General features: G+C 41.7%; 28 protein-coding genes, 1 tRNA gene and 1 pseudogene. 18 read left to right on the top strand and 12 right to left on the bottom strand.

Annotation, left to right across the window (positions count from 1 at the left end; genetic code table 11):
• The first annotated feature begins 2 nt into the window (after nt 1-2).
• The gene (locus MTC_RS02125; protein ID WP_014405030.1) at nt 3-1,298 is read left to right on the top strand and encodes a DNA topoisomerase IV subunit A; all 1,296 of its coding nucleotides are present in this window, start codon (nt 3-5) and stop codon (nt 1,296-1,298) included.
• Nucleotides 1,299-1,305: 7 nt separating this feature from the next.
• On the opposite strand, the gene trxA is transcribed toward MTC_RS02125, so the two are convergent.
• The gene (gene trxA / locus MTC_RS02120) at nt 1,306-1,644 is read right to left on the bottom strand and encodes a thioredoxin (RefSeq protein WP_014405029.1); all 339 of its coding nucleotides are present in this window, start codon (nt 1,642-1,644) and stop codon (nt 1,306-1,308) included.
• A gap of 183 nt (nt 1,645-1,827) precedes the next feature.
• Between trxA and MTC_RS02115 the strand changes: the two genes are divergently transcribed.
• The gene (locus MTC_RS02115; RefSeq protein WP_143767036.1) at nt 1,828-2,436 is read left to right on the top strand and encodes a hypothetical protein; all 609 of its coding nucleotides are present in this window, start codon (nt 1,828-1,830) and stop codon (nt 2,434-2,436) included.
• Nucleotides 2,437-2,464: 28 nt separating this feature from the next.
• On the opposite strand, the gene MTC_RS02110 is transcribed toward MTC_RS02115, so the two are convergent.
• A tRNA-Pro gene (locus MTC_RS02110) sits at nt 2,465-2,539 on the bottom strand.
• A 430-nt stretch (nt 2,540-2,969) separates the two neighbouring features.
• Here MTC_RS02110 and MTC_RS02105 point away from each other — a divergent pair.
• The 4 genes from MTC_RS02105 to MTC_RS02090 all read left to right on the top strand — a co-directional run bounded on the left by MTC_RS02105 (nt 2,970) and on the right by MTC_RS02090 (nt 7,315).
• Nucleotides 2,970-4,484: a hypothetical protein gene (locus MTC_RS02105; protein WP_014405027.1), complete on the top strand. Its 1,515-nt coding sequence runs from the start codon at nt 2,970-2,972 to the stop codon at nt 4,482-4,484.
• 15 nt (nt 4,485-4,499) lie between these two features.
• On the top strand, nt 4,500-5,000 hold the full coding sequence (locus MTC_RS12760) for a hypothetical protein (protein ID WP_237705943.1): 501 nt from the start codon (nt 4,500-4,502) through the stop codon (nt 4,998-5,000).
• A 473-nt stretch (nt 5,001-5,473) separates the two neighbouring features.
• Nucleotides 5,474-6,601: a three-Cys-motif partner protein TcmP gene (locus MTC_RS02095; protein ID WP_014405024.1), complete on the top strand. Its 1,128-nt coding sequence runs from the start codon at nt 5,474-5,476 to the stop codon at nt 6,599-6,601.
• A gap of 3 nt (nt 6,602-6,604) precedes the next feature.
• Complete coding sequence (locus MTC_RS02090) at nt 6,605-7,315, top strand: DUF5131 family protein (RefSeq protein ID WP_014405023.1); 711 nt, start codon at nt 6,605-6,607, stop codon at nt 7,313-7,315.
• A gap of 82 nt (nt 7,316-7,397) precedes the next feature.
• On the opposite strand, the gene MTC_RS02085 is transcribed toward MTC_RS02090, so the two are convergent.
• Nucleotides 7,398-7,631 (bottom strand): type II toxin-antitoxin system HicB family antitoxin, encoded by a 234-nt coding sequence (locus MTC_RS02085; RefSeq protein WP_014405022.1) that lies wholly within the window; start codon nt 7,629-7,631, stop codon nt 7,398-7,400.
• A gap of 129 nt (nt 7,632-7,760) precedes the next feature.
• Here MTC_RS02085 and dcm point away from each other — a divergent pair, with 129 nt between their 5' ends.
• From dcm to MTC_RS02060, 5 genes are read left to right on the top strand one after another with little or no spacing between them, the layout of a single operon-like run.
• A complete protein-coding gene (gene dcm, locus MTC_RS02080; protein WP_014405021.1) occupies nt 7,761-9,023 on the top strand; it encodes a DNA (cytosine-5-)-methyltransferase in 1,263 nt (420 codons plus the stop codon).
• Nucleotides 9,024-9,039: 16 nt separating this feature from the next.
• A complete protein-coding gene (locus MTC_RS02075; RefSeq protein ID WP_014405020.1) occupies nt 9,040-10,653 on the top strand; it encodes an ATP-binding protein in 1,614 nt (537 codons plus the stop codon).
• A 1-nt stretch (nt 10,654) separates the two neighbouring features.
• Nucleotides 10,655-12,808: a Z1 domain-containing protein gene (locus MTC_RS02070; protein ID WP_014405019.1), complete on the top strand. Its 2,154-nt coding sequence runs from the start codon at nt 10,655-10,657 to the stop codon at nt 12,806-12,808.
• Nucleotides 12,805-13,770, top strand: a complete 966-nt coding sequence (locus tag MTC_RS02065; protein WP_014405018.1) for a PD-(D/E)XK motif protein — start codon at nt 12,805-12,807, stop codon at nt 13,768-13,770. The genes MTC_RS02070 and MTC_RS02065 overlap by 4 nt, the downstream gene beginning before the upstream one ends.
• 15 nt (nt 13,771-13,785) lie before the next feature.
• Entirely contained in the window at nt 13,786-14,202 is a 417-nt protein-coding gene (locus MTC_RS02060) for a very short patch repair endonuclease (protein ID WP_014405017.1), read from the top strand.
• A 108-nt stretch (nt 14,203-14,310) separates the two neighbouring features.
• Here the strand turns inward: MTC_RS02060 and MTC_RS12560 are convergent, their stop codons facing one another.
• The 4 genes from MTC_RS12560 to MTC_RS12550 form a co-directional block, all read right to left on the bottom strand.
• Nucleotides 14,311-15,069 (bottom strand): HNH endonuclease, encoded by a 759-nt coding sequence (locus tag MTC_RS12560; RefSeq protein ID WP_014405016.1) that lies wholly within the window; start codon nt 15,067-15,069, stop codon nt 14,311-14,313.
• Between the two features lie 172 nt (nt 15,070-15,241).
• The gene (locus MTC_RS02050) at nt 15,242-15,463 is read right to left on the bottom strand and encodes a hypothetical protein (RefSeq protein WP_014405015.1); all 222 of its coding nucleotides are present in this window, start codon (nt 15,461-15,463) and stop codon (nt 15,242-15,244) included.
• Between the two features lie 40 nt (nt 15,464-15,503).
• On the bottom strand, nt 15,504-16,238 hold the full coding sequence (locus MTC_RS12555) for a DUF2130 domain-containing protein (protein ID WP_237706021.1): 735 nt from the start codon (nt 16,236-16,238) through the stop codon (nt 15,504-15,506).
• Nucleotides 16,239-16,282: 44 nt separating this feature from the next.
• Nucleotides 16,283-16,675, bottom strand: a complete 393-nt coding sequence (locus MTC_RS12550) for a hypothetical protein (RefSeq protein WP_014405013.1) — start codon at nt 16,673-16,675, stop codon at nt 16,283-16,285.
• A gap of 282 nt (nt 16,676-16,957) precedes the next feature.
• Between MTC_RS12550 and MTC_RS02040 the strand changes: the two genes are divergently transcribed.
• The 3 genes from MTC_RS02040 (at nt 16,958) to MTC_RS02030 (ending at nt 19,647) form a co-directional block, all read left to right on the top strand.
• Nucleotides 16,958-17,164: a hypothetical protein gene (locus tag MTC_RS02040; protein WP_048188862.1), complete on the top strand. Its 207-nt coding sequence runs from the start codon at nt 16,958-16,960 to the stop codon at nt 17,162-17,164.
• A 739-nt stretch (nt 17,165-17,903) separates the two neighbouring features.
• Nucleotides 17,904-18,917: a hypothetical protein gene (locus MTC_RS02035; RefSeq protein ID WP_014405012.1), complete on the top strand. Its 1,014-nt coding sequence runs from the start codon at nt 17,904-17,906 to the stop codon at nt 18,915-18,917.
• A gap of 1 nt (nt 18,918) precedes the next feature.
• Complete coding sequence (locus tag MTC_RS02030) at nt 18,919-19,647, top strand: hypothetical protein (protein WP_237705942.1); 729 nt, start codon at nt 18,919-18,921, stop codon at nt 19,645-19,647.
• 214 nt (nt 19,648-19,861) lie between these two features.
• On the opposite strand, the gene MTC_RS02025 is transcribed toward MTC_RS02030, so the two are convergent.
• Both MTC_RS02025 and MTC_RS13570 read right to left on the bottom strand, forming a co-directional pair.
• Entirely contained in the window at nt 19,862-20,614 is a 753-nt protein-coding gene (locus tag MTC_RS02025) for a class II glutamine amidotransferase (protein ID WP_014405010.1), read from the bottom strand.
• 9 nt (nt 20,615-20,623) lie between these two features.
• Nucleotides 20,624-20,851, bottom strand: a complete 228-nt coding sequence (locus tag MTC_RS13570) for a TFIIB-type zinc ribbon-containing protein (protein ID WP_014405009.1) — start codon at nt 20,849-20,851, stop codon at nt 20,624-20,626.
• A 179-nt stretch (nt 20,852-21,030) separates the two neighbouring features.
• Here MTC_RS13570 and MTC_RS02015 point away from each other — a divergent pair, with 179 nt between their 5' ends.
• Nucleotides 21,031-21,594, top strand: a complete 564-nt coding sequence (locus tag MTC_RS02015; protein ID WP_014405007.1) for a nucleotidyltransferase domain-containing protein — start codon at nt 21,031-21,033, stop codon at nt 21,592-21,594.
• A 341-nt stretch (nt 21,595-21,935) separates the two neighbouring features.
• On the opposite strand, the gene MTC_RS02010 is transcribed toward MTC_RS02015, so the two are convergent.
• From MTC_RS02010 to MTC_RS12985, 3 genes are all read right to left on the bottom strand, one after another.
• A complete protein-coding gene (locus tag MTC_RS02010) occupies nt 21,936-23,090 on the bottom strand; it encodes a glycoside hydrolase family 113 (protein WP_014405006.1) in 1,155 nt (384 codons plus the stop codon).
• A gap of 78 nt (nt 23,091-23,168) precedes the next feature.
• Entirely contained in the window at nt 23,169-23,480 is a 312-nt protein-coding gene (locus MTC_RS02005; protein ID WP_143767034.1) for a hypothetical protein, read from the bottom strand.
• 1,193 nt (nt 23,481-24,673) lie between these two features.
• A complete protein-coding gene (locus MTC_RS12985; RefSeq protein ID WP_143767033.1) occupies nt 24,674-24,910 on the bottom strand; it encodes a hypothetical protein in 237 nt (78 codons plus the stop codon).
• Nucleotides 24,911-25,100: 190 nt separating this feature from the next.
• Between MTC_RS12985 and MTC_RS02000 the strand changes: the two genes are divergently transcribed.
• The 3 genes and pseudogenes from MTC_RS02000 to MTC_RS12980 all read left to right on the top strand — a co-directional run bounded on the left by MTC_RS02000 (nt 25,101) and on the right by MTC_RS12980 (nt 26,671).
• Nucleotides 25,101-25,850, top strand: a complete 750-nt coding sequence (locus MTC_RS02000) for a transglutaminase-like domain-containing protein (protein ID WP_143767032.1) — start codon at nt 25,101-25,103, stop codon at nt 25,848-25,850.
• Nucleotides 25,851-26,019: 169 nt separating this feature from the next.
• Nucleotides 26,020-26,523, top strand: a pseudogene (locus tag MTC_RS13790) (nucleotidyltransferase domain-containing protein).
• Nucleotides 26,516-26,671: a HEPN domain-containing protein gene (locus tag MTC_RS12980; RefSeq protein ID WP_202798143.1), complete on the top strand. Its 156-nt coding sequence runs from the start codon at nt 26,516-26,518 to the stop codon at nt 26,669-26,671. Before MTC_RS13790 ends, MTC_RS12980 begins: the two are co-directional and overlap by 8 nt.
• The last annotated feature ends 6 nt before the right edge of the window (nt 26,672-26,677 follow it).

Raw genomic sequence — 26,677 nt, 5'->3', positions numbered from 1 at the left:
ACATGGCGAAACATGGAAAACATGGCGTAGATGGCCTTTATGCAGAGATAGAGGCCGCCGCCATGGCCGACGACTTCGAGGGCCTTTATTCGATAGCGGCGTCGGCGAGCCGCCAGGAATTCATTAGAATTCTTGACCGGCTCGTGGGCGAGGGCCACTCGGCAATGGGCATGGCGCGGGACGTTTTAAGGGACAGGAGGCTCACCCGCGACCAGGAGAGGGCGATCATGATACTCTCAGCCTTCTGCCTGGGTTCCATGATCCGCGTCGAGAACGCACTGCCCTACACCTTCAAGGCGCTCAGGGTGAACCGAAGCTCGGTGGAGTACGACGACGTGGAAGGGTACAGCGTAAAGGGCGACACCGTGTCGATGTCCACCTCTAACATAGACCAGGCGGCTTCGATGGCGAAGCTTCAATTCTTAATAAACCACATCATAGAGACGATAGCTGCCAACTCGGTGTCCACAAAGAGAGATTGCTATTACATGCTTAAAAACCAGTTTCAGAAGTACCCGTGGATGGACCTGGATGGCCAGGGCGAGAGCGACCGCCTGATAGGCACGCTGGAGCGTATTATCAGAATGCAGCGCGAGAATTTGAATATAACGGCGGACCCCAAGGGCCTTATTTACGGCGACATCTCCCTTATAGACGAGGAGGGCAAGGAGTTTAGCTGTAAGGAGAGGGAGCAAAGCATCACCGGCCTGGCCGGGCAATGGGAGGTTAAATCTTATGGCGTTAAGGCGCTCGTCGCCATAGAGAAGACGGGCGTGTTCATGGACCTCAAAAAGCTGAAGGTGGCAGATGGGCTGAAAATCGGGCTGATACACCTGGGAGGCCAGCCAGCCAGGGGATGCCGGGCGCTGATTAGCCTCTTATCCTGTAAGGGCATACCTATTGGAGTTCTGACCGACCTGTCGCCATGGTCAGGCATGATAGCTAAATCAGTGCTGAGCGGCAGCATCGCCTCGGCGCACCTGAGAGGCCTTCACGCGCCAGGGGCGGCCTTTTTGGGCATAGAGTCGTCCGACGTGGACTCATGGCTCAAGGACGTGTGGAAAGGGGTGCAGGAGCCCCTGAGCGACCTGGACCTGGCGAGGGCGAGGAACAACCTGTCGCTCCCGTACATGCAGGATGGCTACTGGAAAGGCGAGAACAGCTGGTTTATTAGGAATGGGAAGAAGACGGAGCTCGAGGCCCTGGGCACGGCGGCGGGCTCGCCGCTTAAAAAGAAAAGCTTTTATGAAAAATATATAAGGGCCAAGCTTAAGGAAAAGCTCGGCGTAAAAGTATAGAAATGCCTTATTGAGGCAGCAGCGCCTTCAGCTTGCCCTCGATATACTGGCGGGGCACAGCGCCTATGATCGTATCGGCGAGCTTGCCGTCCACGAATATGAATAGCGTGGGTATGCTCCTTATCCTGAACTGCGTCGTAACCTTCGGGTTCTCGTCCGTGTTGAGCTTGTAGAACTTCACGCGATCCCCATAATCCTTTGCCAGCGCCTCGATGGTCGGGGCAAGGATCCTGCACGGCCCGCACCAGGGCGCCCAGCAATCGACGAGAACGATGTGGCTCCCCCTTACCGCCTCATCGAAGCCAGCGTCGTTGATCTCCTTTACGAACTGTGTAGCTTCAGCCATGATTATGAACTCCTATACACTACTAGATTACGCATTATTATTTATAGGATTTGGGCTTTTTTATCATGTCCAGCCTTAGGGCTGAGATTTTGTCAAGGAAATCGCCGAAAATCTGCTCCTTCAGGACATAATGTATATATTATTACTATTTTATAATAAGCATTGAGGTGTTTAGAGGTGTTAGTGGGTAAGGTAACGCCGTTAGTCATAGCGCTGTTCGTGCTTGGTGCGCTTGCGGCGCCTGCATGTGCCCAGACGTACCAGTACTCCTGGTCTTCGCCCTATAGCCCGTATGGCATGTATGGCCATGGTGGCTTGAGCAGCATTTACGGCCCGCTCGGGCCGTTCGGATTGGGTGGGATGTTCAGCCCGTTCGGCGGCCTTAGCGGCTATAGCCCTTACGGGTATTATGGCAATAGCCCGTATGGCTCGTATTATAGTACGCCGTCCTTTAGCTCGCCATCTAGCTCTCTCCTGAATGATGACCTCTTCTCCAGCGGCCCGTTCGCTAACCTGTTTGACGGGGGCCTTTTCAAGGCAAAACAGTACGGTCCGCCGCCAGAGGAGAACATAACTAAGGCTTTGATTGGCCAGCGTCTCCCGTATAGCAGCGGCTTTATGGGCATCCCGCTCCTGTACGAGGTCGAGGAGGGCGATATCGGCGACATCACGGGCACTCAGTACAGGGGAGCTGATGCCTGGAAGGTTCGGGTGGGCCAGGCTGGCATGTGCTGGGATGTCATCATGGATGAGAGTGGCAATAAGATATTGAGCGTGAGCCAGGCTTATTGAGCCCGTTAAAAACGATTTTTTTAAATTATGGGACAATCCGGATTTGAACCGGAGTCCAAGCGTCCCAAACGCTCGAGGATGGACCAGGCTACCCCATTGTCCCTTTGCGTGTCTGTTTGTATCGCTGGAACCATATATATGTTGTGGTTTTTTACTGTGTTGGATGTGTCATCTTTAGTTTTTAGAGGCTTTATTATTCAAATATGGATGGTTAGGTACCACATCTTCTATTTCTAGAGGCTTAGGGGTGGGGCTTCGCTACGCTTTTAGCTAGAGCGCTCCGCGCGGCGCGCCCCTCGGCGGACCCCCGAGCTTGATTGTCTTCGGACAATCTAATAAAAAATGGAACCATCGGGTTAGCGACGCTAAACCCTAAAAAGCCTTATCACTTATTCTAGCTTTGTGTCGATGTACGACATGGAGCGAGTCAATTAAGAGCTAGAGTGTCTTTGTCGTGTTTGTTTTTGTGGGCGTAAGTTTTTTATCTTATGAATGCTACTTATTTTCATATATTTGTAATTTAGTGGTTTGTCATGTCAGGTTTTAGGAGGAAACACGCCGACGACGCCGTTTCGGAGCTGCAGGACACTTTGGTCCTGCTAGCAATACTAATCATAGCCGTCCTTTTAATAAAAAACCTTGTCGGGGATAACCTTGTCCTGAGCCTGCTGGATTTTGGCAAGTTTAAAGTGTGGGGCGCCGATAACGAGGTTTCTTACCCCTCGGATGCGCCCCTCGTGACAATTATCAACCCACCTGACGGCAGCCGGTTCTACGCGGACCGCTATACGAGTATTTCCGGTAGCGTGCAAACCATCCCCAACCGGCATGCCAGCCAGGTGTACTACCGGCTTAATGGGGGCCCGTGGGTCCGGGCGGCGCTGAGTGATAATAACTGGATGGGGAGTGCCCAGCGGTACCCCGAGGGCAGCTATCACGTCGAGGCGGTGGCCTACGATAGCACGGGCATGGAGTCGCCTATCGCTTCGAGCACGTTTGAAACTATATGGAGGCCCTACCCCGACGCCGCCTACGTGAGCGATGACGTCCCAGAGGTCATGACCGCCGGCGATCCTTATAATATTCACATTAACTATAGTAATACGGGCTACCTATCCTGGAATAGTAGCGGCGGCTACAGGCTCTCTCCGAGCGGCTCAACCATGAGTTTGCCGCCAATAGGACTGGGAAGCGTCGAGGTTGAGCCTAACATTAGCCACGTTTTCAGCCTATCAGTGGTAGCTCCTGGTGCTGGGGACTACACGGTGGGCTACAGGATGTGGTGTGCCGATTATGAGTGGTTTGGCGAAGAGTTTTCTAAAAAGGTGAAAGTGTTGGAGTCTTATCATGATGCCCGGGTAGTCTCGATGGACATGCCCGCAGAGATGACGGTGGGTGAGACTCGACTCGTTAGCATAGTCATGCAGAACATGGGGAGTGCTGCCTGGTTTGCCGAGGGGAACGGCACTGCTTACCTGTGGATGGTGGACGGCACGTCTGGCGCCGCTTACAAGTTTAACGGGAGCAGTGATCGCATACTAATGGCACCAGGCAGCGTGGTGAGGAGTGGTAGTAATTATACTTTCCAGTTTACTATTAAGGCCCCCTCGCCTGGTAGCTACTACACTCAGTATCGGATGGTTTGGGATGGCCACTATGCCTTCGGACAAGTAGCCGGCTGTACTATTAATGTTAAAGCGTTGCCGACTCCTACGCCCGCCCCTACGCAGAGGCCGCCAGCCTCGCCTACGCCCACGCCGGAGCCGCAATACAACGCACACGGAAAAATGACATTGTTTTTAAGTGATGGATTTGAATATACAGGGCCAGTAAGATACTTTTATGATGGCCCGTTGGGTAATCATTTTGAGAAATCTAGCCGTGGTGCAAGCGATAATAATGATCCTAGATGGGATTGGGATATCGGAGGACCAAACGGACATTACAAGATTTACAATGACGTAAATCATTACTCTGGAGGACTCCAGTTTGAAATGAACAATGGAGGAAACAAAGGAAAGGTAGTGTTTAGACAACAACAATCATAGATTAAACTAGGTGTCATGATGAAGTCGAAACCAATAGTAATAATTATAGGATTGGTTATTCTAATCATAGGTTTTTTATTTGTAATAAATCACAATGTATATATTTTTAGTAACGATTTAGAAAATAATGCATCTATTACAGTAAATACAACCATAAGTTCAACCCCATTAGCATCGGTCGATCCAAATAGTTCTTTGACATTTCCACCTAATGACTTTGCTATAAATCATATTAATTGGTCATCATATCCTAACTTACAAACTGGATATGTGTATTTAGTTTGTATTGCCGAACCGAACGATGTTATTCCTTATAAATTTATAGAAGTACAAATTTGTACAGAGGTTAAAGACACTGAAAATAGGACAATAATTGAAGAACAGTTAGCTGGAGTTGCTAGAGAAGCTAAAAAAATATACGGTCCACCCAGTAGTATCAACATTATAGGCACCAAAGGCGGTGTAGCTATGTGGTTTGCTTCTATATTACCTTATGAAGAAAAAGTACATTTCTAATATGAGGCCAAATGGTTTACAATTATGATGTCAACCCTTATAATAAAACTCGATAACGGATGGCACTAGATCGCTAAAGAAGTGGTTCAACTAAACGTCTGGACAGCAAATCAATCCTGTATTTTATCCAGCGGCCAAGCTTATAAACTCAAAAAGCCAAAGTCAGTACTTGAAATGAAAAGTATAAAGTTTAACGTCGAGGAATGCGATGGGTACTTTGTAGCAGATGCAGCTGATTATGCGATTGTCACCCAAGCAAAAACATGGCTAAAGCTCCTGAGGAATATAGACGAAGCTGTCCGCCTGCATTTTGATTTAAAAAGTATGATAAATATAGTCTTGAGCTAAACATTCAACCTGATGCATTTTCATCGGTGAAAAATGGTTTTTAAAAATACTTTCACCGCCTACTATCAAAAGTTATATTACTTTACCTATTTTAAACAATTGTAATCAATAATTAGGGCTGGCATATGAATACTGATAAATTTTTCGAAGAAAGTAAAGAACAATCAATTGTTAAGGCAACAATAGTATCCAAATATTTTTATGCATGGGCAAAGGTCCTTATTTCACAAGTAAAGAATAAGGATAAAAAGATCGCATATATCGATTTATTCGCAGGACCTGGAAGATATAAAGATGGATCTAAGTCGACACCAATCTTAATATTAGAAAAAGCTATAGCGGATAAAGATATGCAAGAAATGCTCGTCACTATCTTTAACGATGGCGATCCCGAGCATGCAGAATCATTAAAAAAAGCTATAGCAGAGATTCCAGGCATAAATACATTGAAATATGCTCCTGATATTAAAACGATTGTCGTGGGAGAGGAATTGGCTAAAATATTTGAAAAAATAAAATTAGTGCCAACTCTTTTCTTCGTCGACCCTTGGGGATATAAAGGGCTTTCCCTAAGATTGATCAACTCGGTTCTGAGAAATTTCGGCTGCGACTGTATTATATTTTTCAATTTTAATCGAATAAATATGGGACTAAACAACCCATTAGTTAAAGAACATATGAGCGCTCTTTTTGGTAATGAGCGCGTTGAATCGCTCAAACAACGTTTAGATAAAATGAATCCATACGAAAGAGAACTAACTGTTATTGAAGAGATATCAAATGCTTTAAAAGAAATGGGGGGAAAGTTCGTACTACCATTTAGATTTAGGAGTAGTAAGGGAGATAGGACAAGCCATTATCTTATATTCGTAAGTAAACATTTCCTAGGATATGAGATAATGAAGGAGATTATGGCAAAAGAAAGTTCTGCTACCGTTCAAGGCGTACCTACATTAGAATACATCCCAGCCGACAAGAATTATCCAACATTATTTAATTTTAGTCTACCATTAGAAGAGCTTGAGGAAATGTTATTGGAAGAGTTCTCAGAGCAGACATTAACGATGCAACAAATATATGAATTGCATAGAGTCGGAAAACGCTATATCAAGAAAAATTATAAAGATGTACTTATTGATATGGAGATGAAAGGCGAGATCTTATGTGATCCACCAGCAATTAAAAGAAAATCATATAAAGGCAAACCATCATTTAGAGACGATGTAAAAGTAACATTTAAAAAGCGGAGCTAATAAATGGGCATAAATACTGGAATCGAATGGACCCAGGCCACCTGGAATCCGGTAACTGGTTGCACGAAGGTCAGCCCTGGCTGTAAGAATTGCTATGCGGAGCGGATGGCCATCCGGCTAAAGGCGATGGGCAACCCAAGCTATACAAACGGCTTTAAAGTTACGCTGCATAATAACTTATTAGGCTTACCATTAACCTGGAAGAAGCCACAACATATATTTGTCAATTCTATGAGCGACCTATTCCACAAAGACGTGTCTATCGAATTCATACAGAATGTGTTTGATGTCATGAATAACGCTCTTTGGCATAGTTTCCAAATACTAACTAAGAGGTCTGACCGATTGGTCGAATTGGACCCTATTTTAAAATGGGCGCCGAACATCTGGATGGGCGTAAGCGTTGAAAATGAGGATTACCTGTATAGGATTGATGACCTTAGAAAGACCAGGGCTTATATTAAGTTTATATCGTTTGAGCCATTGCTCGGACCTGTAGGGAAACTGGACCTCAAGAGCATTGATTGGGTAATCGTTGGGGGCGAATCCGGGCCAGGGGCGAGAAAGATAGAGCAATCATGGGTAATAGACATTCGCGACCAGTGCAATACCAGGCATATACCGTTTTTCTTCAAGCAGTGGGGCGGAGTCCAGAGGAAGAAGGCCGGGAGAGTACTAGAAGGAAGGACGTGGGATGAAATGCCCCTGGCATAAGAAGCGTTCATAAGTCTTCTTTACCTATGCCAGCCTAATAGCCAATATTTTAGTGATATCCTGGGGTTTAAGCGTAGGAAGCTTAGGCATAGGCGGTGATCGTTAACGTATACTCAAGAGTCTCTTCTTCTGTAGGTATCTCTTCGCCATGAGCCTTCAAGCTCTCGATGTATAGCTCTATGGCTTCTTTTGCCATCTTTTTAGCTTCCTCTATCGTCTCGCCATAGGTGATACAGCCTGGCAAGGAAGGGACGGTGACTGTATAGCCTCCTTCCGGCTCCTTTTTAAATAGAATTCTATAGTTCAAAGGTTTCATATAAAAAAGGCTTTGCTTATCATAATAATATGATTATTATATATGTATAAAACCTAGAAATAATGCGTTATACCTAAATTGCTTGCATATAGATAAATTATTTATATATCGATAGGTATAACTGATTTTATGAAATTTATAGACCTATTCGCCGGCCTTGGGGGTTTTCATTTAGCACTGCGCGAGTTGGGTCATGAGTGTGTTTTTGCCTCAGAAATAAATGAAAATTTGAGAAAAATATACTTAGCTAATTTTGGGATAAAGCCAGAGGGAGATATAAGAGATATAGCAATAGAAAAAATACCACCCCATGATATAATATGCGCTGGGTTTCCTTGCCAGCCATTTTCTAAGGCTGGCAGCCAAAAAGGCTTAAATGATACTGAAAGAGGAACCCTTTTTTACGAAATATTGAAAATAATCGACTATCATGATCCAAAATACCTTATTTTCGAGAATGTTCCTAACATAAGAAGGCACAATAACGGCCAAACTTGGCGGATTATAGAGGGATTACTAAGAGATAGGGGGTATGATATTTCTTGTAATGATATATCGCCGCATCATTTTGGTATTCCTCAAATACGTCTAAGGACATATATTGTAGGGAAAAAAAACTCTTTAGATGGCTTTTCATGGCCAAGAGTTAATCAAAAAAACGACGTGTCAATTCTATCAATATTAGATAAGAAACCAGAGGGAGCACAAAAAATATTGCCCCGAATGAAAAGCTGCTTGGAGGTTTGGCAAAAATTTCTAGATAAAGCTCCAAAAAATGAGAGTATACCTCATCCTTTATGGTCAATGGAATTTGGTGCAACATATCCTTATGAAAATACAACGCCTTATGCGCTACAATATGATGATTTACTTAATTATAAAGGCTCTTTTGGCAGGAAGCTTGAAGGAGACACGAAGAATGAGCTTATGTCACAATTGCCCTCATATGCTACAAGAAAGCAGAAGCATTTTCCTCAATGGAAAATCCGCATGATTAGGAAAAATAGGGATTTCTATGAAAAAAATATCGATTGGCTTGACGATTGGAAAAAGGAGATTAGTATATATCCTTCGAGTTACCAAAAGCTAGAGTGGAATTGCCAGGGAGATGAGCGTAAAATAAGAAATTATATAATCCAATTCAGAGCATCAGGTGTACGAGTAAAGCGTCTAACTACAGCTCCTTCGCTAGTAGCTATGACCTCAACTCAGGTACCAATTATTGGGTGGGAGTGCAGGTATATGACACCAAATGAATGCAAGCGTCTTCAAAGTATGGATGAATTAAAGTATCTTCCGCATCCGAAGTCTATGGCTTATGAGGCATTAGGAAATGCTATAAATGTAAAAGTAGCAAGGTATGTAGCGGAATCTTTACTTATGCATGACTGAGGAGAGGGATGATATTATGTCTGAAGTTATGTATAGTAAAGATTCAGATAATAGCTTACCAAATAAAAATATAACGATTGATATACGCCCGCCAGTTAGTGTCTATGCAACATATAGAAGGCTAAATTATCAGCCATGGTATGCAATAGCAGAATTTGTAGATAACTCTACACAAAACTATTATGACCATAAAAGCGAGTTACTTGATGCCTTTAAGAAAACTGGAGAAAAATGCCTTGATATCAAGATACAATATGATAGCGATAATAATAGTTTGATTATTATTGATAACGCTAATGGTATGAATATTGAAGAGCTAACTCGTGCAATTGTGCTTAATAGGCCTCCACCTAATACTAGTGGACGCTGCGAGTATGGTATGGGTCTAAAAACTGCTGCTTGCTGGTTTGGCAGAAATTGGTCTATAGAGACAAAAAGGCTAGGCTCTACAGAAAAATATACTGTTTTCATAAATGTTCAAGACCTTATTGATAAAAAGATTGAATCTATACCTATTAAAATACAACCCTCAGAAGCACTTGACCATTATACAATAATAAAAATATGGGATTTATATAAACCTCTTCGTACTCGGACCCATCAAAGAATAAAAGATCAATTAGCAAGTATGTATAGGCAAGATCTCCGTACAGGAGAGATTAGTATTTGGTATGGCGGGATACCTTTAAAATTCAGTGAGCCGCCAATTTTTATAGAAAAATTTAAGGATGGCACTTCGAAAAAATGGCAAAAGGAAATAAATCTAGATGTATATTGGAAGCCAGGAAATAAAACATTAAATGCCCATGGATGGATTGGCATTAGAATTCCAGGTAGCCAGAGAGATGCTGGATTTGTTCTTTTCAGGCGAGGTAGGGTAATACTAGGCGGCCCAGATAATGGATATAAGCCAATAGAGATTTTTGGGCAAGGGAATTCATATTGCTCACAAAGGTTAATTGGTGAGATACATATGGATGACTGGCCAGTCACACAATCAAAAGATATGTTCGACTGGTCTGGTGGGCTTGAAGATGATTTTATTGATATGCTGAAAGCTATTTGCAAGGAATATATAGATAAGGCAGAAGAGTATAGGGCAAAAGAGCCACCTACAGAAAAGCAAATGCTGGAAGCCTCAAAAGGCCCAAATAAAATGCTTTCGGAGACAAAACTGGCAGAATGTATTTCTAGTGTATTAGAGGCAAAAGAAACACAAAAAAGTAAAGAAAACGATGCTAAAGAAATTAAAGCTAATGAAGAGAAGACTATAATAGAAAATATTAGATCAATTAGTAAAGGCCCTCTATCATTTAAATTGGCACTAAAAGATACAAATTGGCACTTTTTGCTATACTGGCAAGACCAGAAGACAGATGCTCAGTGGATGAGCATAGACTATTCTGAAGAGCCTTCTGTGAAAATTTACCTTAATTCAGCGCACCCATTCTTTACGCCATACCTAGATAGCCGGGAAATGCTAGAGCTATTGCAAAAATTTGTTATCTCAATGGCGCTAGCAGAAAAGTTAGCGAGAATGACATCCCAGAGAGGATTGATTGATCCAGCAGATTTCAGGGATAATATGAATAAGGTATTACGCTATGCCTCTGAAATAAAGGAGGAATAATATGGTAGGCCCTATTGGTATTGAGCCTATAAATCAACAAGACAATTGGAATATTAATGTTGAGACTAATGAGATAAGAAACTTACGTATGCGATATGGTAATGATGTAAGTGATGATGATTTCCAAAGGGTAGTCGAAACTGCAGTTAGGATAATGTCAAATTTCCCTAATCCTCAAGGCCCGCCAAGAGCAGTTACAGGCCTTGCCCTAGGTAAGGTTCAAAGCGGAAAGACGCTCTCATTTACCACCCTTATTGCGCTGGCTGCAAGTAACCAATATAGGATAATTGTCGTATTAGCCGGAACAAAAAAGACACTCTTTAAGCAGACAAAAGAGCGCCTTGAAAGAGACTTAGGCATAAATGACCCAAGTGTTGTAAATAATATATTGATTTTCCCTAACCCTAAACCAAGAGATATTCCAAGTATATCAAGAACCTTAGATACAGGAAGATGCGCGCTTATCGTTTGCATGAAGAATAGGAGCCGAATAACTCCTGTTACTAGGCTTTTATCTTCTCCTGAGTTAAGAGATAAATCTCCTGTACTAATAATTGATGATGAGGGAGATGAAGCATCTCTCAATACAGCTTTTAGAGAGGAAAGCCAATCACCAACATACCGAAGTATTCTAGAGCTCCGTAGATCTGTGCCTAAATGCGCATATGTTGCATATACAGCAACACCTCAGGCAAATCTCTTGCTTCAGCAGTTAGATGCCCTTCATCCGGAATTTTGTGTTCTCGTACATCCAGGAGAAGGATATTGTGGCGGCTCGGTTTTTTTCGGAGATAATATTAGCCAATACATAAGAATAATCCCAGACGAGCATGTAGAAATAATCGATGAGGGCGAGATTGCTGAAAGCCTTCAAGAAGCGCTTGCATTATTTTTAGTAGGCGCAGCAATAAGGCATAGTCGTCGCAGGAATGATAAACATTCTATGCTAATACACACAAGCCATCGTATGGAAGACCATTCAAGACTATATAATGCATTGTACCAACTGCATGAGAATTGGCTTAGCAGGATTAGGCTTATGGATAATGACCCTGGCAAGCAAGACTTGATGCAAAGATTCTTGGCAGCATATAATGATTTAGCAACAACAGTAAGTAATCCACCAGAATGGGATATGATACGGGAACAACTCAAATTCGAACTAAACGCAACATGTATTTGGATCTTTAATAGCCTGGAAAGGAGAGAAGATGAGCCTCTATTTCAGCTTGAGAATAATATTGTAATAGGCGGTAACATGCTGGGAAGAGGTGTTACGATAAAAAACTTATCTGTTACTTACATAACAAGAAGAGCAGAAGGCGAGACTAACGCGGATACGATGGAGCAAAGGGCGAGATGGTTTGGCTATAAAAGAAGCTATTTAGATCTTTGTAGAGTCTATATGACTAGACAATTGAGGGAAGATTATATAGAATTGCTTCATCATGAAGATGATTTCTGGGATTCATTACGACGATATTCAGACTATGGCCTTCCAGTCTCACAATGGCCTCCTTTACTGCGCCTATACAGCGATAGCTTAAGGCCCACTCGCCCTAATGTAGCGAACTATAGGCGTCTTGATGTAAATGCTTGGACAATTATGCAGCCAATCTTAGACCCTGATGCTGCCCAAAATAATCTTATAGCTATCGATAGATTTTTCCATAGCCATCCTCCAGAGCCATATACGATAGGCAATGTAACTCACCAGATTGTTCGAGCGTGCCCCATTTTGAATGTAGTCGATGAATTGGTAAAGAATATTGCGCCAGGGGCAGATTGGGATACTGAACTGATATCCGAATATTTATTAAGGCTATTATCTAATGGGCGCCTAATGGATATTGATGTAGTACTAATGAGCGGCCCAGATAATGGATTTAGGGTAAGGAACCCTAGATTGGGCATTAATGGAAATGCCGATCCTATAAATGGGAAGATAAACCCAATGGAAGGACATAGCACAAATCGCGAGCCTAATGATCCGCTTTATTATCCCGGCGATAGGGAGATAACGAATGGCCGGCCACAATTGCAAGTACACAAGATTCTCTATGGCGGCGAATTAAGAACATGCTCTTTAGCTTTGCATATTCCTGATATAGAGGAATATAACTTGCCATACTACACTAGAGTGAACATGGAATGAGCATTATAAGCCTATATAATCAAGTTAAAAATGCAAAATTAGATAGTAAATATAAAGCCATTATTATCCCAGGGGCTAATGATGTTTTTTTAGCTTCAGATGAGACTGGTAGGCCATGCCTTTTTTTAAAAAGCAATGAAAACAACACTTGGCCTAGTTTACATACAGAGCGCATATCCCTTTGTTTAAACAAGGAATATTTACTACTATTCCAAGATGGCACAAGAGCGCAAGGAAAATATAATGCGCTTTTATGCCTAAGCGATATGCCAGAGGATATTGATACATTCTTAACTCTTCTTGAAGCCTTTATTATACATAGCAAAAATGTGGAGATAAGAACAGAGGAAATAATATCTTTTTTTTATTCCCTAGCTAGGCTATTTGCTATTAAGCCTGATGAAAATATAAAAAGTAGGCGACAAGGGCTTTGGGGGGAACTATTGATGATGAGGTCTATCAAAGGCTATGCCTTTTGGGCTCCTTTTTGGCATATAGAATCTAACCGGCTTTTCGATTTTTCAATGCAAGGCAAGCGTATAGAAGTTAAGACTACAACTAAGCCAAATAGGATTCATTCAGTCTCCCATAGCCAAGTATATTCTCTAGGCAATGATGACATCCTTATAGCCTCAATATTACTTAAGGAAGATGATTCGGGCGTAAGCCTCCGTACTTTAATATCAGAGTGCAGAGAAGCGCTTAAGAGGACACAATACTATTTTAAAATCGAAAATGCAATTAGGCATGCAAACATGCAAAACCCTAGCGAGGAAGGGCCAAAATTCAATATCAACGATGCAGAGCGCTCTCTAAGGTGGTATAACTCAGAAAATGTGCCAAGGTTCGAATCGGAAGAGCCTGAGGGGGTGTCTGGAACACATTATATGATAGACTTGACTAACTCAATAGCAGTTGAGCATGCATGGCTTTCCGATTGGCTAAATCAATGGCATACTTAGCTATAATGTGGTATTATGGATAGGATTTCCCCAGCCGAAAGAAGTAAAATTATGTCAAAAATCAAGGCAAAAAACACAAAAGCAGAAATTATTTTACGGAAAGAGCTATGGAAATTAGGTATAAGAGGGTATCGTATCCATTATAATATACCCGGAAAGCCTGATATAGCCTTTGTATCTAAAAAAATAGCAATATTTATTGATGGAGATTTCTGGCATGGATATCTTTGGAAATATAAAGGAATGATACCTCCAAGGCAATATTGGCAAGATAAGATTGAGAAAAATATGCTCAGGGACCAAAGGATTAATACAGAATTGAAAAACATGGGCTGGAAGGTTATTAGAATTTGGGAGCATGAGGTTTTAAATGAAATGGCTACGGTTGTTAATAAATTATTAAGAGAAATCCAAGATAGGAGTGAAAATTAATATAATATATAAATTTAATAAGCATTTTAGATTTAATAATATTTTTATATATGACCAAAGCATTAATTAATAAATTATATATAATTGATAATATCAATATTAATTGCTCTATTTTTTAATTAAATGCTTTAGTTCATCTATGCTTAATGGACGCTCTTTATATCTATGGACCATTCTGTGGCAATTTGAGCATAAAACTACCATATCAGTTTTAGGATTTATCTCAACTGGCGCATCATATGTGGATAATGGCTTAATATGGTGCACTTCTATATATCCTTCCCCATGTTTACCGTAAGCTTTTCCAAATGATAGGCCACATACCATACACGTCGTGCCATGTATTCTTATTGCCTCTTTTCGAAGCTTAGAATTACGCTCATATTTATTTGCTAATACTGTAGTTCTCTCTCCTTCTGTATAAGTCTCTTCAGCGATTATAGCTTCTAAATCATCATCAACATATGCTAAATCATCAATTTTTTTTAGTATAAAATGGCGAGGATATTGGCTTGAGCAACTTTCATATTCAAATTTGCCTTCGTACTTAAACCCATAATTATTATATTGATTTTTAGTTTTTCGATAAAAAACTAAAATTTCGTCATCGTTCTTTTTATGATCAATAATCCAATTATCAGTACGGCCAGAGGTTTGACCATCCCATCTTAAGGTATTGCATTCTAAATAATCAATATATTGGGTTCTATCTATAGATTTTTTCTCAGTAATAAACAGCCAAATTGATTTATATCCTCTAGGCTTAAAAACACCATTATTAATTGTTGCATCATTAATATTAAATATTCGTCGTAAATCATTGCGAGTATAAACTTCGCCTTCTGTCAGATAATTTGAAGCATACATATTAAACAAATTAATTATGATAATTGAAATAATTTACTATTGAGATGTTACTCCAAATTTTAGAATTTTATTTATATAAAGATATAATTTTTAATTCAATCTCATATCATTCGCCATGCATCGTCTTTAAAATTCTTAAATTAATATTTAAATTTTGGAAAAAAGTTAAAATTTAAAAACCCTCTTTTCCCTTCAGAACCAGCTTTTTCTTCTCCTTCAAAGCATCGATAAGCAATATTTTACAAATCACTTCAGGCTCTATATCAGCATACTCCCTGACAATCCTTGCGGCTTCTCTCTTCAAAGCTATCTCAACTTTTAGCTTGCCACTAGCAGGGCTGGCAGATACTGCTCTGGTCTCATCCCTCGCTTTTTTTCCTGTATGTCCACCCATTTATATTCTTTCACAGATGTGTCCATCATACCCCCGAAAATCAATGCTCCTTTGACTCGCTCGAGTCTTCATCTGTTGCTGGTGCTAGCGCCTTAGCCTCAATTTTCTCAAGCTCGGGGATAGATAAGCCTATAATACCTTGCATCTCACCATACATGCCTGCTATTCCATTGATGGCATGCTCTATCATCTTATCTCGCTTTGCCCAGCGCCGGGCCATCATGGCTTTTTCAGATTCCAGCTCTTGCTTCATTTCTAGATAAGCATCAACTGCTGCCTCAACACGCTGCCGGAACTGCGGCCCCTGGGGATACTGGAATAGCATCTCCATCTTCTCGTTCTTACAAACAGACGCCCGTTTAGTGTTTTCTACTTCAAGAAGCCCCGCCCTGAGAGCAGTGGCAAGGCCCACGACAGAGTGAATATCTGTCACCCAGATGCCATCATAGCTACAGAACCTCTCATATCCATTGGGTAATACCGTGGATACGATAATCCCGATGCATGCGCCCGCCTCTGCCCGGTCCTGCTTGAGTTTGCTCACCCATCCATCGCTCCAGGCCTTCGCCCGTTTTGCCTCCCATAGGATAGCCCCGCAGTCCTCCCCTGATAAGCTGTGCACGTGCTGGATTACATCCCCTCCCTTGCGTCCCTTCCCCACAGGCTCAATTATATCGTATGGGAAGGCGCTGCGAAGGATTTCCTCCAGCTTAAGCTCAAGCACTTCGCCCTGCTGCTGGGAGCCTTGCTCGGCCTTCCTTTTTAGCTCTTCAATCTGTTTCGATAGATCAGATATAGTCTTCTCGCGCTCCGCCAGCTTTAATTCGTACTGGTCCGCATTTTTCTGCTGGACTTCTCGACTATCCTTTTACGCTCTTCATCTATACGGCGGGCTATCTCTAGCTCAAGGTTCTTCTCTTTATCCTCTACCTCACGCTGCTTTTTCCTGAACTCCAACTCGTTATTTCTGGCTTCATCGAGCATCCTACTCTTCTCTTCCAGTTCATCCCGAAGGGCTTTAATTTCCATATTATTTTTTTCTTGTATTTCCTTGGATATTTGTTCTAAGATCTTTTGCTTTTCATCGGCAAGCCTAGAATTGTACTCTAAACGAAGCTCTTGGTCAAGTTGCTGGCGTATCTGGTGAGAAAGCGCCTTATCCAATGGAAAGTTGTTATTACAATATGGACAGGTAATGGTTTGTTCTGGCATTATTGGCCTCCTCAAATCATGTTGAACCGATTTTTAACCAATCAATTGTAATACAATGCATTGTATATTGTTATATAACATATATAATTGTTTATACTGAATCTATTTTGATGTAATAAAATATAATACAATCAATAATATGGCTAAAGTATTAGCTAGATAATTATTCTCTATTAGGTCATGCTCATTTTTTAGTAATATCTAACATTTGTTAATATATTAGCCTTGTATCCATAATCTATCGTTTATAGTAACAAAAGGCCTAAATTGTTAATACGCACCATGCTCAAAGCGTATCCTCATCCTGCCATTGGCAGAAAGAGAAAGCCATGCTATTTTAAAAACTGGTACGAGCTAAGCGAGGAATCCCGGGAACTATTAGCTTCAGATCCAAACGCTCTTTTATTCGCAGCCGTTCTTGACCAGAGCATACCATGGGAGCAGGCGATGGAGGCGCCATACGAGCTCAAAAAAGGATGGGCCATTTAGATGTGTACAAAATTAGCAAAATGAAGAAAAGGGAGCTCGTCAGCTACATGAGCGCAAAAAGTATGGCAGGGCACTACATCGGTTCTATAAATCCATGTCAGGATACCTGATAGAGGACAGCAAGCTCATCGTAAAAAAGTATAAGGGAAATATGAAAACTTGTGGGAAAACGATAATGACGCTGCCTCTGTCATTTAAAAGCTGTTGAAGTTTAAAGGGATTGGCCAGAAAAAATCTAGCATGCTAATAAGGTTCATAATCGACAAGTATGGGGTTAAGTTAAATGGGTGGAAGCGCATCGATATTCCGGCCGATAGACAGGTGATCAGGGTATTTTAAGGAGGGATTTGTTAAGGCAGAAGCCAATAAAAAGTATTACCATGCCTCTGATATGAAAAAAGCAGTAGTGCTAAGGGCTCGAGAGCTGTACCCAAAATATCCTGGTGGAATTGGTGTAATGAGGACGAGGCCCATTGCAGCGACACGAATTGGGAGTATGGATGCTGTCCCTTATCGAAGGTTTGCACAAAAAGAAAGCGCAGCTATAAGGTTTTACCATGATATAATACCTTAATACTGCTTAATAGGATAATACAAGCTAGATTTTCACTATATAAATAACTCTATAGCGCTACTAAAAGGACTCAAATTATCACTGATATCTTCATATATTATCACTAAAAAACGATACATATCACTGATACATTTATATAGTATCACTGATTAATGATAATTATCTATGTCTGAGAGCCAGCAACTCTATGAGTCCCTGAGAGAGTTCTTATGGCGAAAGCTTAAGCTCAGCCCTAAAGCCCATTACAATCCGGATTTCCTCATTAAAGATGACATTATCAGTATAAGGCCTAATTTGATCATTGACGATGGCCGGGAAAGATACGTCATCGAGGTAAAGAAAAAACTATCGATGGTAGCGGTATCCGTGATTAACCTATATAAGGATTTAATCAGCAAGCGTAGCGATAGGCACAGCTATCATTTTCTGATAGTATGTAAAACATCCGCTCCTCTTGAAGAGGCGATAGCTAAGGCAGCGGGCATCGATGTCCTTCTGCTCCCGTCAGGAGCAAAAATACCAGGAATGGAAGAGGCGAAGCCTTCTGCCGGAGTCAAGCTTACGTCTGAGAAGTCATGGATTGTCATATCCTCATTGCTAAAAGAAAAAATTGCTTCGATAAGGCAGCTAGCCCTTAAAAACAATGTCTCATATGGCTGGGCACATAAGATTATCGAAGCCCTGCTATCGCAAGGGATCGCTACAAGGGAAGACGGCTATATCGCCATTTGGGATGTAAACAAGCTGCTAAACGGTGTTGCTTGGGAGCGTCCGTTTGAGGACTTGTTCGTCCGTGAGATCCATGTCGATAAAAATAGCGCGTTCGAGGCAGCCTGTTACGTCTCGCAAGTCATGAAAAATGCTAACATAGATTGCGCCTTCACGAGCTATACCGCGGCCGGCTTATACACCGGCTATGCCGTCAGGGGTGATACGGCCTATGCATATGTAAAAAAAGAGGATATGGACAGCTTTATCGACTTATTGTCCGAGGATATCGCAAAAGACGGGGTGGCTATCAGGCTATATATGCCGGACAGGGGTGTCTTCAAAGAGGCAAGAGAGCTTGAAGATGTAACCGTTGTATCCCCTGCCCAAACACTGTTAGACATTGCGGGACTGGGGTATGCTGGTAAAGACGTTACTATGAAGATGGTTGAAAAGTATGCAGCCCTATAGCGTGGACCCCAGAATTTTTGACTTATCGCTCGATGAGCTAGAGACAATCTTGCGGTGGGTTAATGAGAGAGAAGAAAGGAGGGGCTCCTATAAGACATTCCTTGTAGGTGGGTGGGCCGTCTACGCCTATAACGACACGCTTAAGTCCATAGACATCGACCTGGTGACCAATAGCGACACCAGAAGTAGCCTGAAGCACTATTTAACGTCTAAAAAAGGATACCAGCCACATACCGACGAGAACGGTACCACAGTATCCAAAAGAACGGATTACGGCGAGATAGTCATCGACTTCGCTACCACATCAGATCCATGTAATTTTTTAGGAAGAAAAGAGACTTTAAGCTTTAATGAGATCAACGATAGGTATAGGGAGGTAAAAATTAGGAATGCTAATGCTCGGATACCTGAAAGGACACTTCTCTTACTGTACAAGCTAAAGGCGGCTTATGATAGGAAATATCGTATCGAAAATGGGCTTTATAATGATGTGGAGTGGGGGAAAGGTAAACTTGTAAAAGATTATGCAGATATCATCGCATTATTAGACCCAAACCATGGCGGAAGAGATATCGATCTCTACTATTTAGGCGATAAATTAGCAGAGTTAAGTTTTTTACGGCAACATTTAACCTGCATACCTGAACAGATATCATCTATTAAAAGATATGGAAAAATAGGGAGAAAAGAAATAGAAGAGATTATTAACACCTTATTATCGTTGATATAAACTCATCCAATACTATTATCTGTACTTCAGGCCCAGTCATCATGGTCTTCTTTTATATCAAGCCATATGGCGACAGGTGAATTGGCCATAATAGTCTAGGATGCCAAGAACTGCTTATGGAAAATACTATTTTCAGAATATTTACCCGCAAGTGAAGGAAAATACAAAATAAATAAAAATTATATCATAAAAACGATGGTGTTAAGATGTTTAATTAAGATGTCCTATTTAATTCTCCATTTTCAAATTCATATACCCTGCCTTTTTCCATGCTTATCCAATTTTCATTTGTTAAGGGATTGGTAGCTATAATTACAGCTTTTTCATCCCTTGATTTCTTATCTCCAAGCAATAGCCTAAAATCTTCATCCACCAATTCTGCTATAATATCGTCGTATGGAGGTTTTCTCTGTAGATAATGAAGATTATTACCAGATGCATGTGCATACAATTTTTCCCCATTACTTAAAAGGTAGTTGAAACAACCTAATTCTGATAGCTCATTTGAGACTTCAATAATCGTTTCCCATGTATCTTTGCTATTTTTAATATTATCGAGAAGATAGCAGAATGCATACTCTGAGTCGGTGCTTCCTTCTGGTAAATATGAGCTAAGCTGTTTGCTCTTATAACCATATAACGTTCCATTATGCGCAAAAACCCATTCTCTGCCATTCAACCCTCTCACAAATGGATGAGTATTTTCGTGTAAATTTTTACCCTGCGTAGCATATCTTACATGGCTTATAAATATATTACTTATTATATTGTTATTATTATCACGAAAAGATTTTGCAAGATCACTTTTTAATGTGGATTTTGGCTCTTTTAACACCTTGGCCGATTTCCCCTCATAAAAACAGATCCCCCATCCATCTTTTTGATATTTACCCCTCAGGTAGAACCCTCTCCATGTGAAATTAATATTCACGGCTTTATTGGCGCAGACCCCAAATAATTCGCACATAAAATCAACTCATATTATAGGATAGTCACTAATAAAATATTTTTCAAATTTATAGACTTTATCTTTATCTTTCAATCTTTGATATATCTTAACATGCTCGTATAGCTCTTCATATCCCTTCTCATCTATCCATTCTTCTTCGCATTTTGGGCATACTTCAACCCAGGCAAAAATGCCTTTCCGCAGCTCTCTCCGCTCCTTTTTCATGGGCGTATCACATATCGGGCATAAGCTCATTTGCATTCCTCCACAGTTATCACAACTAGAGTGTTTCTTTTTATCGTGCATACGAACTTTATTCTGCATTCGCCAATGTTGCTCTGTAGAGTCCCAATGCTCCCATCTTTCTCGAATGTATTATCCATTATAATGCATAAGCATACATTTAAATGTATAATAGTACATAAGTCTGGATAATGCTCGAGTCCTTCAACAAATACGTAGACCTGAAGGTTTTGGGGTTCTTCTTATCGAGTCCTAGGGTTTCTATCAACGTCAATGAGCTTGCCAGAAAGCTAAAGGTCAGCCCGACGAGTGTGAACAACGCCGTAAAATTATACCACAAGAAGGGATATTTATTAAAAGAAGAAAAGGGGCTGGCACACTACTACCAGTTAGACGTTACTAATCCCGTCATCATATCGCTGAAAAAGGCCTACGGGCTCGACCTAATACTTTCATCGAGCCCCCGGGAAGCGTTTATGAAGGCTGATGAAAATATCATTTCCCTGGCGCTCTATGGGAGCTATGCCAGCGGAGAGTACGATGAGGACAGCGACGTGGACTTTCTCGTCGTAACGCCATCGAAAATGGAGACGCTCATGGACGCGGTCAGGGAGCTAGAGAATAGGCTTGGAAAAGAGGTAAACGTGGCGGTCTTTAAGCCTGGCGAATGGCGTGCCATGGCTAAGAAAGATGATGCCTTTTATAAAAACGTCATCAAGCGGCATGTCCTGCTATACGGGGCGGGATTGAAGTGAAGACCATCGACGATTGCTTTAGAAGAGGCCTTCGAAGAACGGATCCTGATGTCGAAAGCGCTAGAAGGTCGGTCATTACCGCCCAAAGACACCTGAAGGATGCCGAAGCGGCGTTTGGCGCCAGGGCTGACAGCTCGAATTTTTATCCGGTATCCTTGCCTACGACGGTCTTCACATGGCCTTTACCGTCGTCTACCGTGAATCGCATGTTTTCCTTGTTGCAAGGTGTGATGTTCCCTCAGTGCTACACTTCTGGCGGTTGCCCTGCGTGACGGTCGAGAAAAAGCTCTTTGCGCTTCCGAACTGTATGCCGGACATTTTTGAAAAAAAAGTTTTAGTTATCAGTGTTTAATGTAATGTTTTTTGACAACTTCCGCAGCAGGTTTCTTGTAAACTGTAAACTCTTGTGTATGATAAATAGAAGTCAACGCTTCTTGTCGTATCATGTGTGGTGTTATTTGCCAAAGGCTTACCCCTTTGAGCCAATTCTCCCTGTTTTCATCTAAAACACTAAGGTAAGCATCTAAACCACGTGATTGCAAATCGTAATTAGCATATTTTTCCTCAGACGGGTCAGCATTGAGTAAATATAGTCCGCCGGTAATACTTGGGTATCCACCTTCCAGCACCATTATCTGCTTATTATAGCGATTTGATATGTCTTTTAAGTAGACAATCACATTGTCGATTTCAAACCAGTCTCCTAAATCCTCGAACCAGCCTTGTTTTAATGTTTCTACACTTGCGTCGTCATCGGTAGTGGTAGGTACGTACAATGAAACGCCGATAAAATCCATCTGATCCCAGAATATCACTTCATCAATATCTTTAACGTCATAATGCCATCTGTTAAAAAGTGCATCGTAGGTAAGTGCGCCAGCAAATTTAAGACGAATGGTAGTAATTAAATCAACCCATTCATCACGAAACTGCCAATCAAGATGGTTCATCTCTGTACCGATGCAAATCGCGTCCACTTTATTTTGAGTGGCAAATTCAGCTAGCTGAATAAGGTATGCTTTGTAGGCAGGGAAAAAGTTGGACGGCTTAAAAATATTTACATCGGTATTCCAGATATTTCTATTTTCAGCCGAGCTGGATAGTACGACATGAGGCTTGACCATGACATACAATCCTTTAGCTTTGGCTTTAGCAATAACCTTCCTGATATCATCCCAGTATGGATGTAAACTGGTACTTGCATCCAGGGGCACCATTCTACCATCGTCATAAAAATTTACTGGCCAATCTAACACTACAAAATTTGAGCCTTCTTCAATAGCAAATCTTAAAGCCTCATCTACCAATACATCATCGTGCCACCAATCCTTGCCCCATGCTGCTATGTTGAAACCTTGTAAAGTGAATGTAGGATTCGGGTTTATACCTGGCTCAGTAGGTGATGGGATAGCGTTTTTCTTGCCACAGCAAAAGGATGAAAATATTACTAAGACCAATACAAACAGTATAGCCCCTACATATTTAATGCTCTTCATAATTTTTTCCTCTTTTTTGCCTGCAATGAGCAGATAGCGGTTCCGGCATATAGAGCGTTGACGAAGACAATATCCCTACTATTGCTCATTATGGGCTTTGCGGTATATAAAAGTTCCAGCATATTTTTCGGCTTCAGATTGAGCCCATTGCTTATGCCTTTGATGTTGTTGTATTGCCCTCTCTTTCAGTTTTTCAAAATCCTGACCTGTTTGTTCAGCCATGGATCTAAGCGCCATAAGAGAGGCTTCCAGCAAGGCATCCGATTTTTCAGCAACTTGCTGATACATTTCAGTCCTACCAAACGCGCCTAAATTGAACATAGTTTCTTGTGCCTTGTAAAATCTCTGGTCCATAGGTTCAGGTTCGCCAATATTATCTTTGGTGATCAAGACCTATTGATTTACATCAAGAGTGACTGCCCGACGAGTTTTGCGGTTGTAAATGGTTTCTCGGGCGTTTGCAACTACTGTCTTTCCATCAGAAGAGACATCGACTCATGCCATCCCACTGCCTTGATATACTAATTTCATTCAGCTTTCCGGTATGCAATACGGGGCACACTCTGTTTTTTAATGGTAGAACAATTGTAGCTATTCTTTGACTACTTACATCGACCTCAATACCATGTTGACTAGTATCTTTCGTGGTTACGATAATAGGAGCAAATTCAACCCATTAAGCGATTAAAAAACTATATATTATAGTACGTGTTAATTAAACTTGATATGTAAATAATAAAAATGAGAGGTGTGAAAATTGGTTATTGATATAATAATCAAGGGAATCGTCGAGATTGTTGAAGGGTTCTTGAGGTTACTTGGTAATCTTATCGGAGTAATTCTCATATTAGCGATATTGATTGCACTAGCGCTCGTCTGTAGTTGTATCACAACTGGACGTCTACCATTTTGAAATCATATTAACGAATGTATATGATTGAAGCCACAACTTAAACAAGGCGTCTTCACCCATTAAGAAATAGATCGGTTGCGCTTATAGTGTACTCTATAAATAACATTTGTCAACAATATACTACACGTGTTAACTGAAGATAACGCGACAAGAGCCCTTAGTCTCTTCTTCGACTGCCTAAACGTGCGTCTCCACATCCGTGATGTCCCCCGCCGCGCAGGCTTATCTCCATTCGGCGCCTGTAGATACTCGAATCCCTTGAAAAGAAGGCATGGTCACTAAAAAGTCCACCCCTGTCGCCGTGGAATACAGGAGAAATTAAGAAAATGAAATGTTCATGGCATGCGGCCATACGGCTCTAGCAAGCTGATTTGAATAGTCACAACGATAGTATGATGGATTTTTATGATAATACCCAATAAGATTATCCAATATAATGCATAAGCATACATTTAAATGTATAATAGTACCTGCAAGGGCAGTGCTTTTCAAGGACGGCCTGTAGTGTCGCCGCAATCCCCATTCACCTCATAACCGTCCTCATAATCATGTTTAATACAGGCGGAGCCCTCCATAATGCCTTTCCGATAACCTCCGGGCTGCATAACTACAAGAATTGTTTTTACTAAAAATACTAGAATATTTATCGATATCTACTTAAGCCATTGGCTCATAAAAAATTAATATTTAAGCTACAAAATATGAGGGCCTTTGTAACAATGAACCATAAATTTCCAATTTTGCTCCTGATAATTCTAATTTCTGTATTATTATGTGGTTGTCTTACAGGGGCATTCGTAAATAGCACGCCGACTCCCATGCCAACACCTGTGCCCTCGTCTAATACTACGGCCATGTCTATCAAAGGCTCGGTACAACCAACCCATGCTAGCACGCCGATGCCCATCCCGACCCCGGCAGCTTCTATCGAATATTATACAAGGAACTATGCATGGGCCTATAAAGGCACGCAGTGGACGTACACCCTATCAATACCAAAATCATTATACGATTACTATAGACAGCAGCCCCATAACCGGCAAAGCAATTACGCCCAATATGCTCTATCTGATTACGACCGGCAAGCGATAAAAACCATGATTGATGATTTTAAAAACGTAGGAGCGAAAAACGGATACTCGGAATATGATAACGTGATGAACGTCGTGTGCTTTGTACAGTCATTGCCATATACTTCAGACCAGGTAACGATCGGCTATGACGAATATCCTCGCTATCCTATTGAAACGCTAGTGGATAATGGCGGGGACTGCGAGGATACGGCGATATTAACGGCCGCCATGCTCAATGAAATGGGGTTCGGCGTCGTGTTGATCTACTTACCTGGACACATGGCCGTCGGAGTAAAATGCTCAAACGATTACCCTGGCACTTACTACGAGTATAATGGCGCCAGGTACTATTATCTCGAGACGACCGGTGAAAACTGGAAAATAGGGCAGATACCGGATGAGTATAAGAATTCTCAGGCGCAGATCCTGCCAATGGTCCAGATACCGAAGATGAATATAACGTTTACTAGTACTTTAACGTCGTATGATATTTCATCTGTCTATTATCGTGTCCATTGCGATATAAAGAACCTTGGCCCGGGTACTGCCAGGAATGCTTCGGTGTACATCGCTGCCCTTGCTTTGAGCCAGGGCGAGAATAGGGTATGGGCACCAGATAGCACTATTAGTCTAGGCGATTTTCCTGAAGGCTCTACTGGATGGGCGGAAGCCACCGTTAAAATCCCGAGGAACGAGTATACGCAGATTGAATGCATTGTCTATGGGGATAACTTTTATCCGGTAACTGCTAAATCCGAAATTTTTAATACCTGACGGCCTCTACTGGAAATATACGAGGACGGCGAATGCCGCTTCGATGTTATATCATTGAGAGATTCCGATCTTTATTATACTATCCTGCTAGTCCCCGGGCGGCCATATTTTATATAAGAAAAGTACATTAGTTATTTGGCTCAAACAAGAAACCCGGAGATAGTGATAGATGGCTTTACAAAAAATAGCCGAGCCATACCGCTCGCTCGTTAATAGGTTATTGAGCGAATTGATGAGCGCATATGGGGACAGGCTGATATCTTTAGTGGTTTTTGGGTCTGTGGCGAGGGGGGAGGCTAGAAAGGATAGCGATATCGACCTTCTCCTGGTGATAGGCTCGCTCCCGAAAAGCAGGCTTGAAAGGCAGCAGGAGTTCATCGGCGTCGAAAAGGCGCTGGACGGCTACCTGGATGAGCTATCTGGCCAGGGGTATAGTGTTAGCCTTTCGCCTATCCTGTTGACGCCTGAGGAGGCGTCAAAGGTCTCGCCATTATAGGACATGGTCGAGGATGCAGTTATCGTATATGATAAGGATGGGTTTTTCGGGAAAGTGCTTGAAAAGGTGAGAGAGAGGCTCAGGGAATTGGGCTCCAGGCGGATAAGGATGGGTAAAAAGTGGTACTGGGTGCTCAAGCCTGATTACCATTTTGGGGACGTGATACGGATTGGATAATATCGAGATGGCGAGGTCGTATCTTAAGCAGGCGGAAGAGCGGCTAAAGCACGCGAAGGAGGCATTAGGCAATAATCATGCTTTCGTGATAAGGCAGAGCCAGGAGGCGGTAGAGCCTTCTCTAAAGGCATCTTTTTATTACACCTGATGCCCA

The organism is Methanocella conradii HZ254 (assembly GCF_000251105.1).
In the GTDB taxonomy this organism is placed as follows: domain Archaea; phylum Halobacteriota; class Methanocellia; order Methanocellales; family Methanocellaceae; genus Methanocella; species Methanocella conradii.
The sequence above is the reverse complement of the archived record's forward strand: the minus strand, read 5'-3'. Positions and strand labels throughout refer to the sequence as shown.

Coding starts and splice junctions, on each gene's coding strand:
- MTC_RS02125 (WP_014405030.1), top strand. CDS start 3: ATGGCGAAACATGGAAAACATGGCGTAGATGGCCTTTATGCAGAGATA.
- trxA (WP_014405029.1), bottom strand. CDS start 1,644: ATGGCTGAAGCTACACAGTTCGTAAAGGAGATCAACGACGCTGGCTTC.
- MTC_RS02105 (WP_014405027.1), top strand. CDS start 2,970: ATGTCAGGTTTTAGGAGGAAACACGCCGACGACGCCGTTTCGGAGCTG.
- MTC_RS12760 (WP_237705943.1), top strand. CDS start 4,500: ATGATGAAGTCGAAACCAATAGTAATAATTATAGGATTGGTTATTCTA.
- MTC_RS02095 (WP_014405024.1), top strand. CDS start 5,474: ATGAATACTGATAAATTTTTCGAAGAAAGTAAAGAACAATCAATTGTT.
- MTC_RS02090 (WP_014405023.1), top strand. CDS start 6,605: ATGGGCATAAATACTGGAATCGAATGGACCCAGGCCACCTGGAATCCG.
- MTC_RS02085 (WP_014405022.1), bottom strand. CDS start 7,631: ATGAAACCTTTGAACTATAGAATTCTATTTAAAAAGGAGCCGGAAGGA.
- dcm (WP_014405021.1), top strand. CDS start 7,761: ATGAAATTTATAGACCTATTCGCCGGCCTTGGGGGTTTTCATTTAGCA.
- MTC_RS02075 (WP_014405020.1), top strand. CDS start 9,040: ATGTCTGAAGTTATGTATAGTAAAGATTCAGATAATAGCTTACCAAAT.
- MTC_RS02070 (WP_014405019.1), top strand. CDS start 10,655: ATGGTAGGCCCTATTGGTATTGAGCCTATAAATCAACAAGACAATTGG.
- MTC_RS02065 (WP_014405018.1), top strand. CDS start 12,805: ATGAGCATTATAAGCCTATATAATCAAGTTAAAAATGCAAAATTAGAT.
- MTC_RS02060 (WP_014405017.1), top strand. CDS start 13,786: ATGGATAGGATTTCCCCAGCCGAAAGAAGTAAAATTATGTCAAAAATC.
- MTC_RS12560 (WP_014405016.1), bottom strand. CDS start 15,069: ATGTATGCTTCAAATTATCTGACAGAAGGCGAAGTTTATACTCGCAAT.
- MTC_RS02050 (WP_014405015.1), bottom strand. CDS start 15,463: ATGGGTGGACATACAGGAAAAAAAGCGAGGGATGAGACCAGAGCAGTA.
- MTC_RS12550 (WP_014405013.1), bottom strand. CDS start 16,675: ATGCCAGAACAAACCATTACCTGTCCATATTGTAATAACAACTTTCCA.
- MTC_RS02040 (WP_048188862.1), top strand. CDS start 16,958: ATGCTCAAAGCGTATCCTCATCCTGCCATTGGCAGAAAGAGAAAGCCA.
- MTC_RS02035 (WP_014405012.1), top strand. CDS start 17,904: ATGTCTGAGAGCCAGCAACTCTATGAGTCCCTGAGAGAGTTCTTATGG.
- MTC_RS02025 (WP_014405010.1), bottom strand. CDS start 20,614: ATGTGCGAATTATTTGGGGTCTGCGCCAATAAAGCCGTGAATATTAAT.
- MTC_RS13570 (WP_014405009.1), bottom strand. CDS start 20,851: ATGAGCTTATGCCCGATATGTGATACGCCCATGAAAAAGGAGCGGAGA.
- MTC_RS02015 (WP_014405007.1), top strand. CDS start 21,031: ATGCTCGAGTCCTTCAACAAATACGTAGACCTGAAGGTTTTGGGGTTC.
- MTC_RS02010 (WP_014405006.1), bottom strand. CDS start 23,090: ATGAAGAGCATTAAATATGTAGGGGCTATACTGTTTGTATTGGTCTTA.
- MTC_RS12985 (WP_143767033.1), bottom strand. CDS start 24,910: ATGGGCATCGGCGTGCTAGCATGGGTTGGTTGTACCGAGCCTTTGATA.
- MTC_RS02000 (WP_143767032.1), top strand. CDS start 25,101: ATGATTGATGATTTTAAAAACGTAGGAGCGAAAAACGGATACTCGGAA.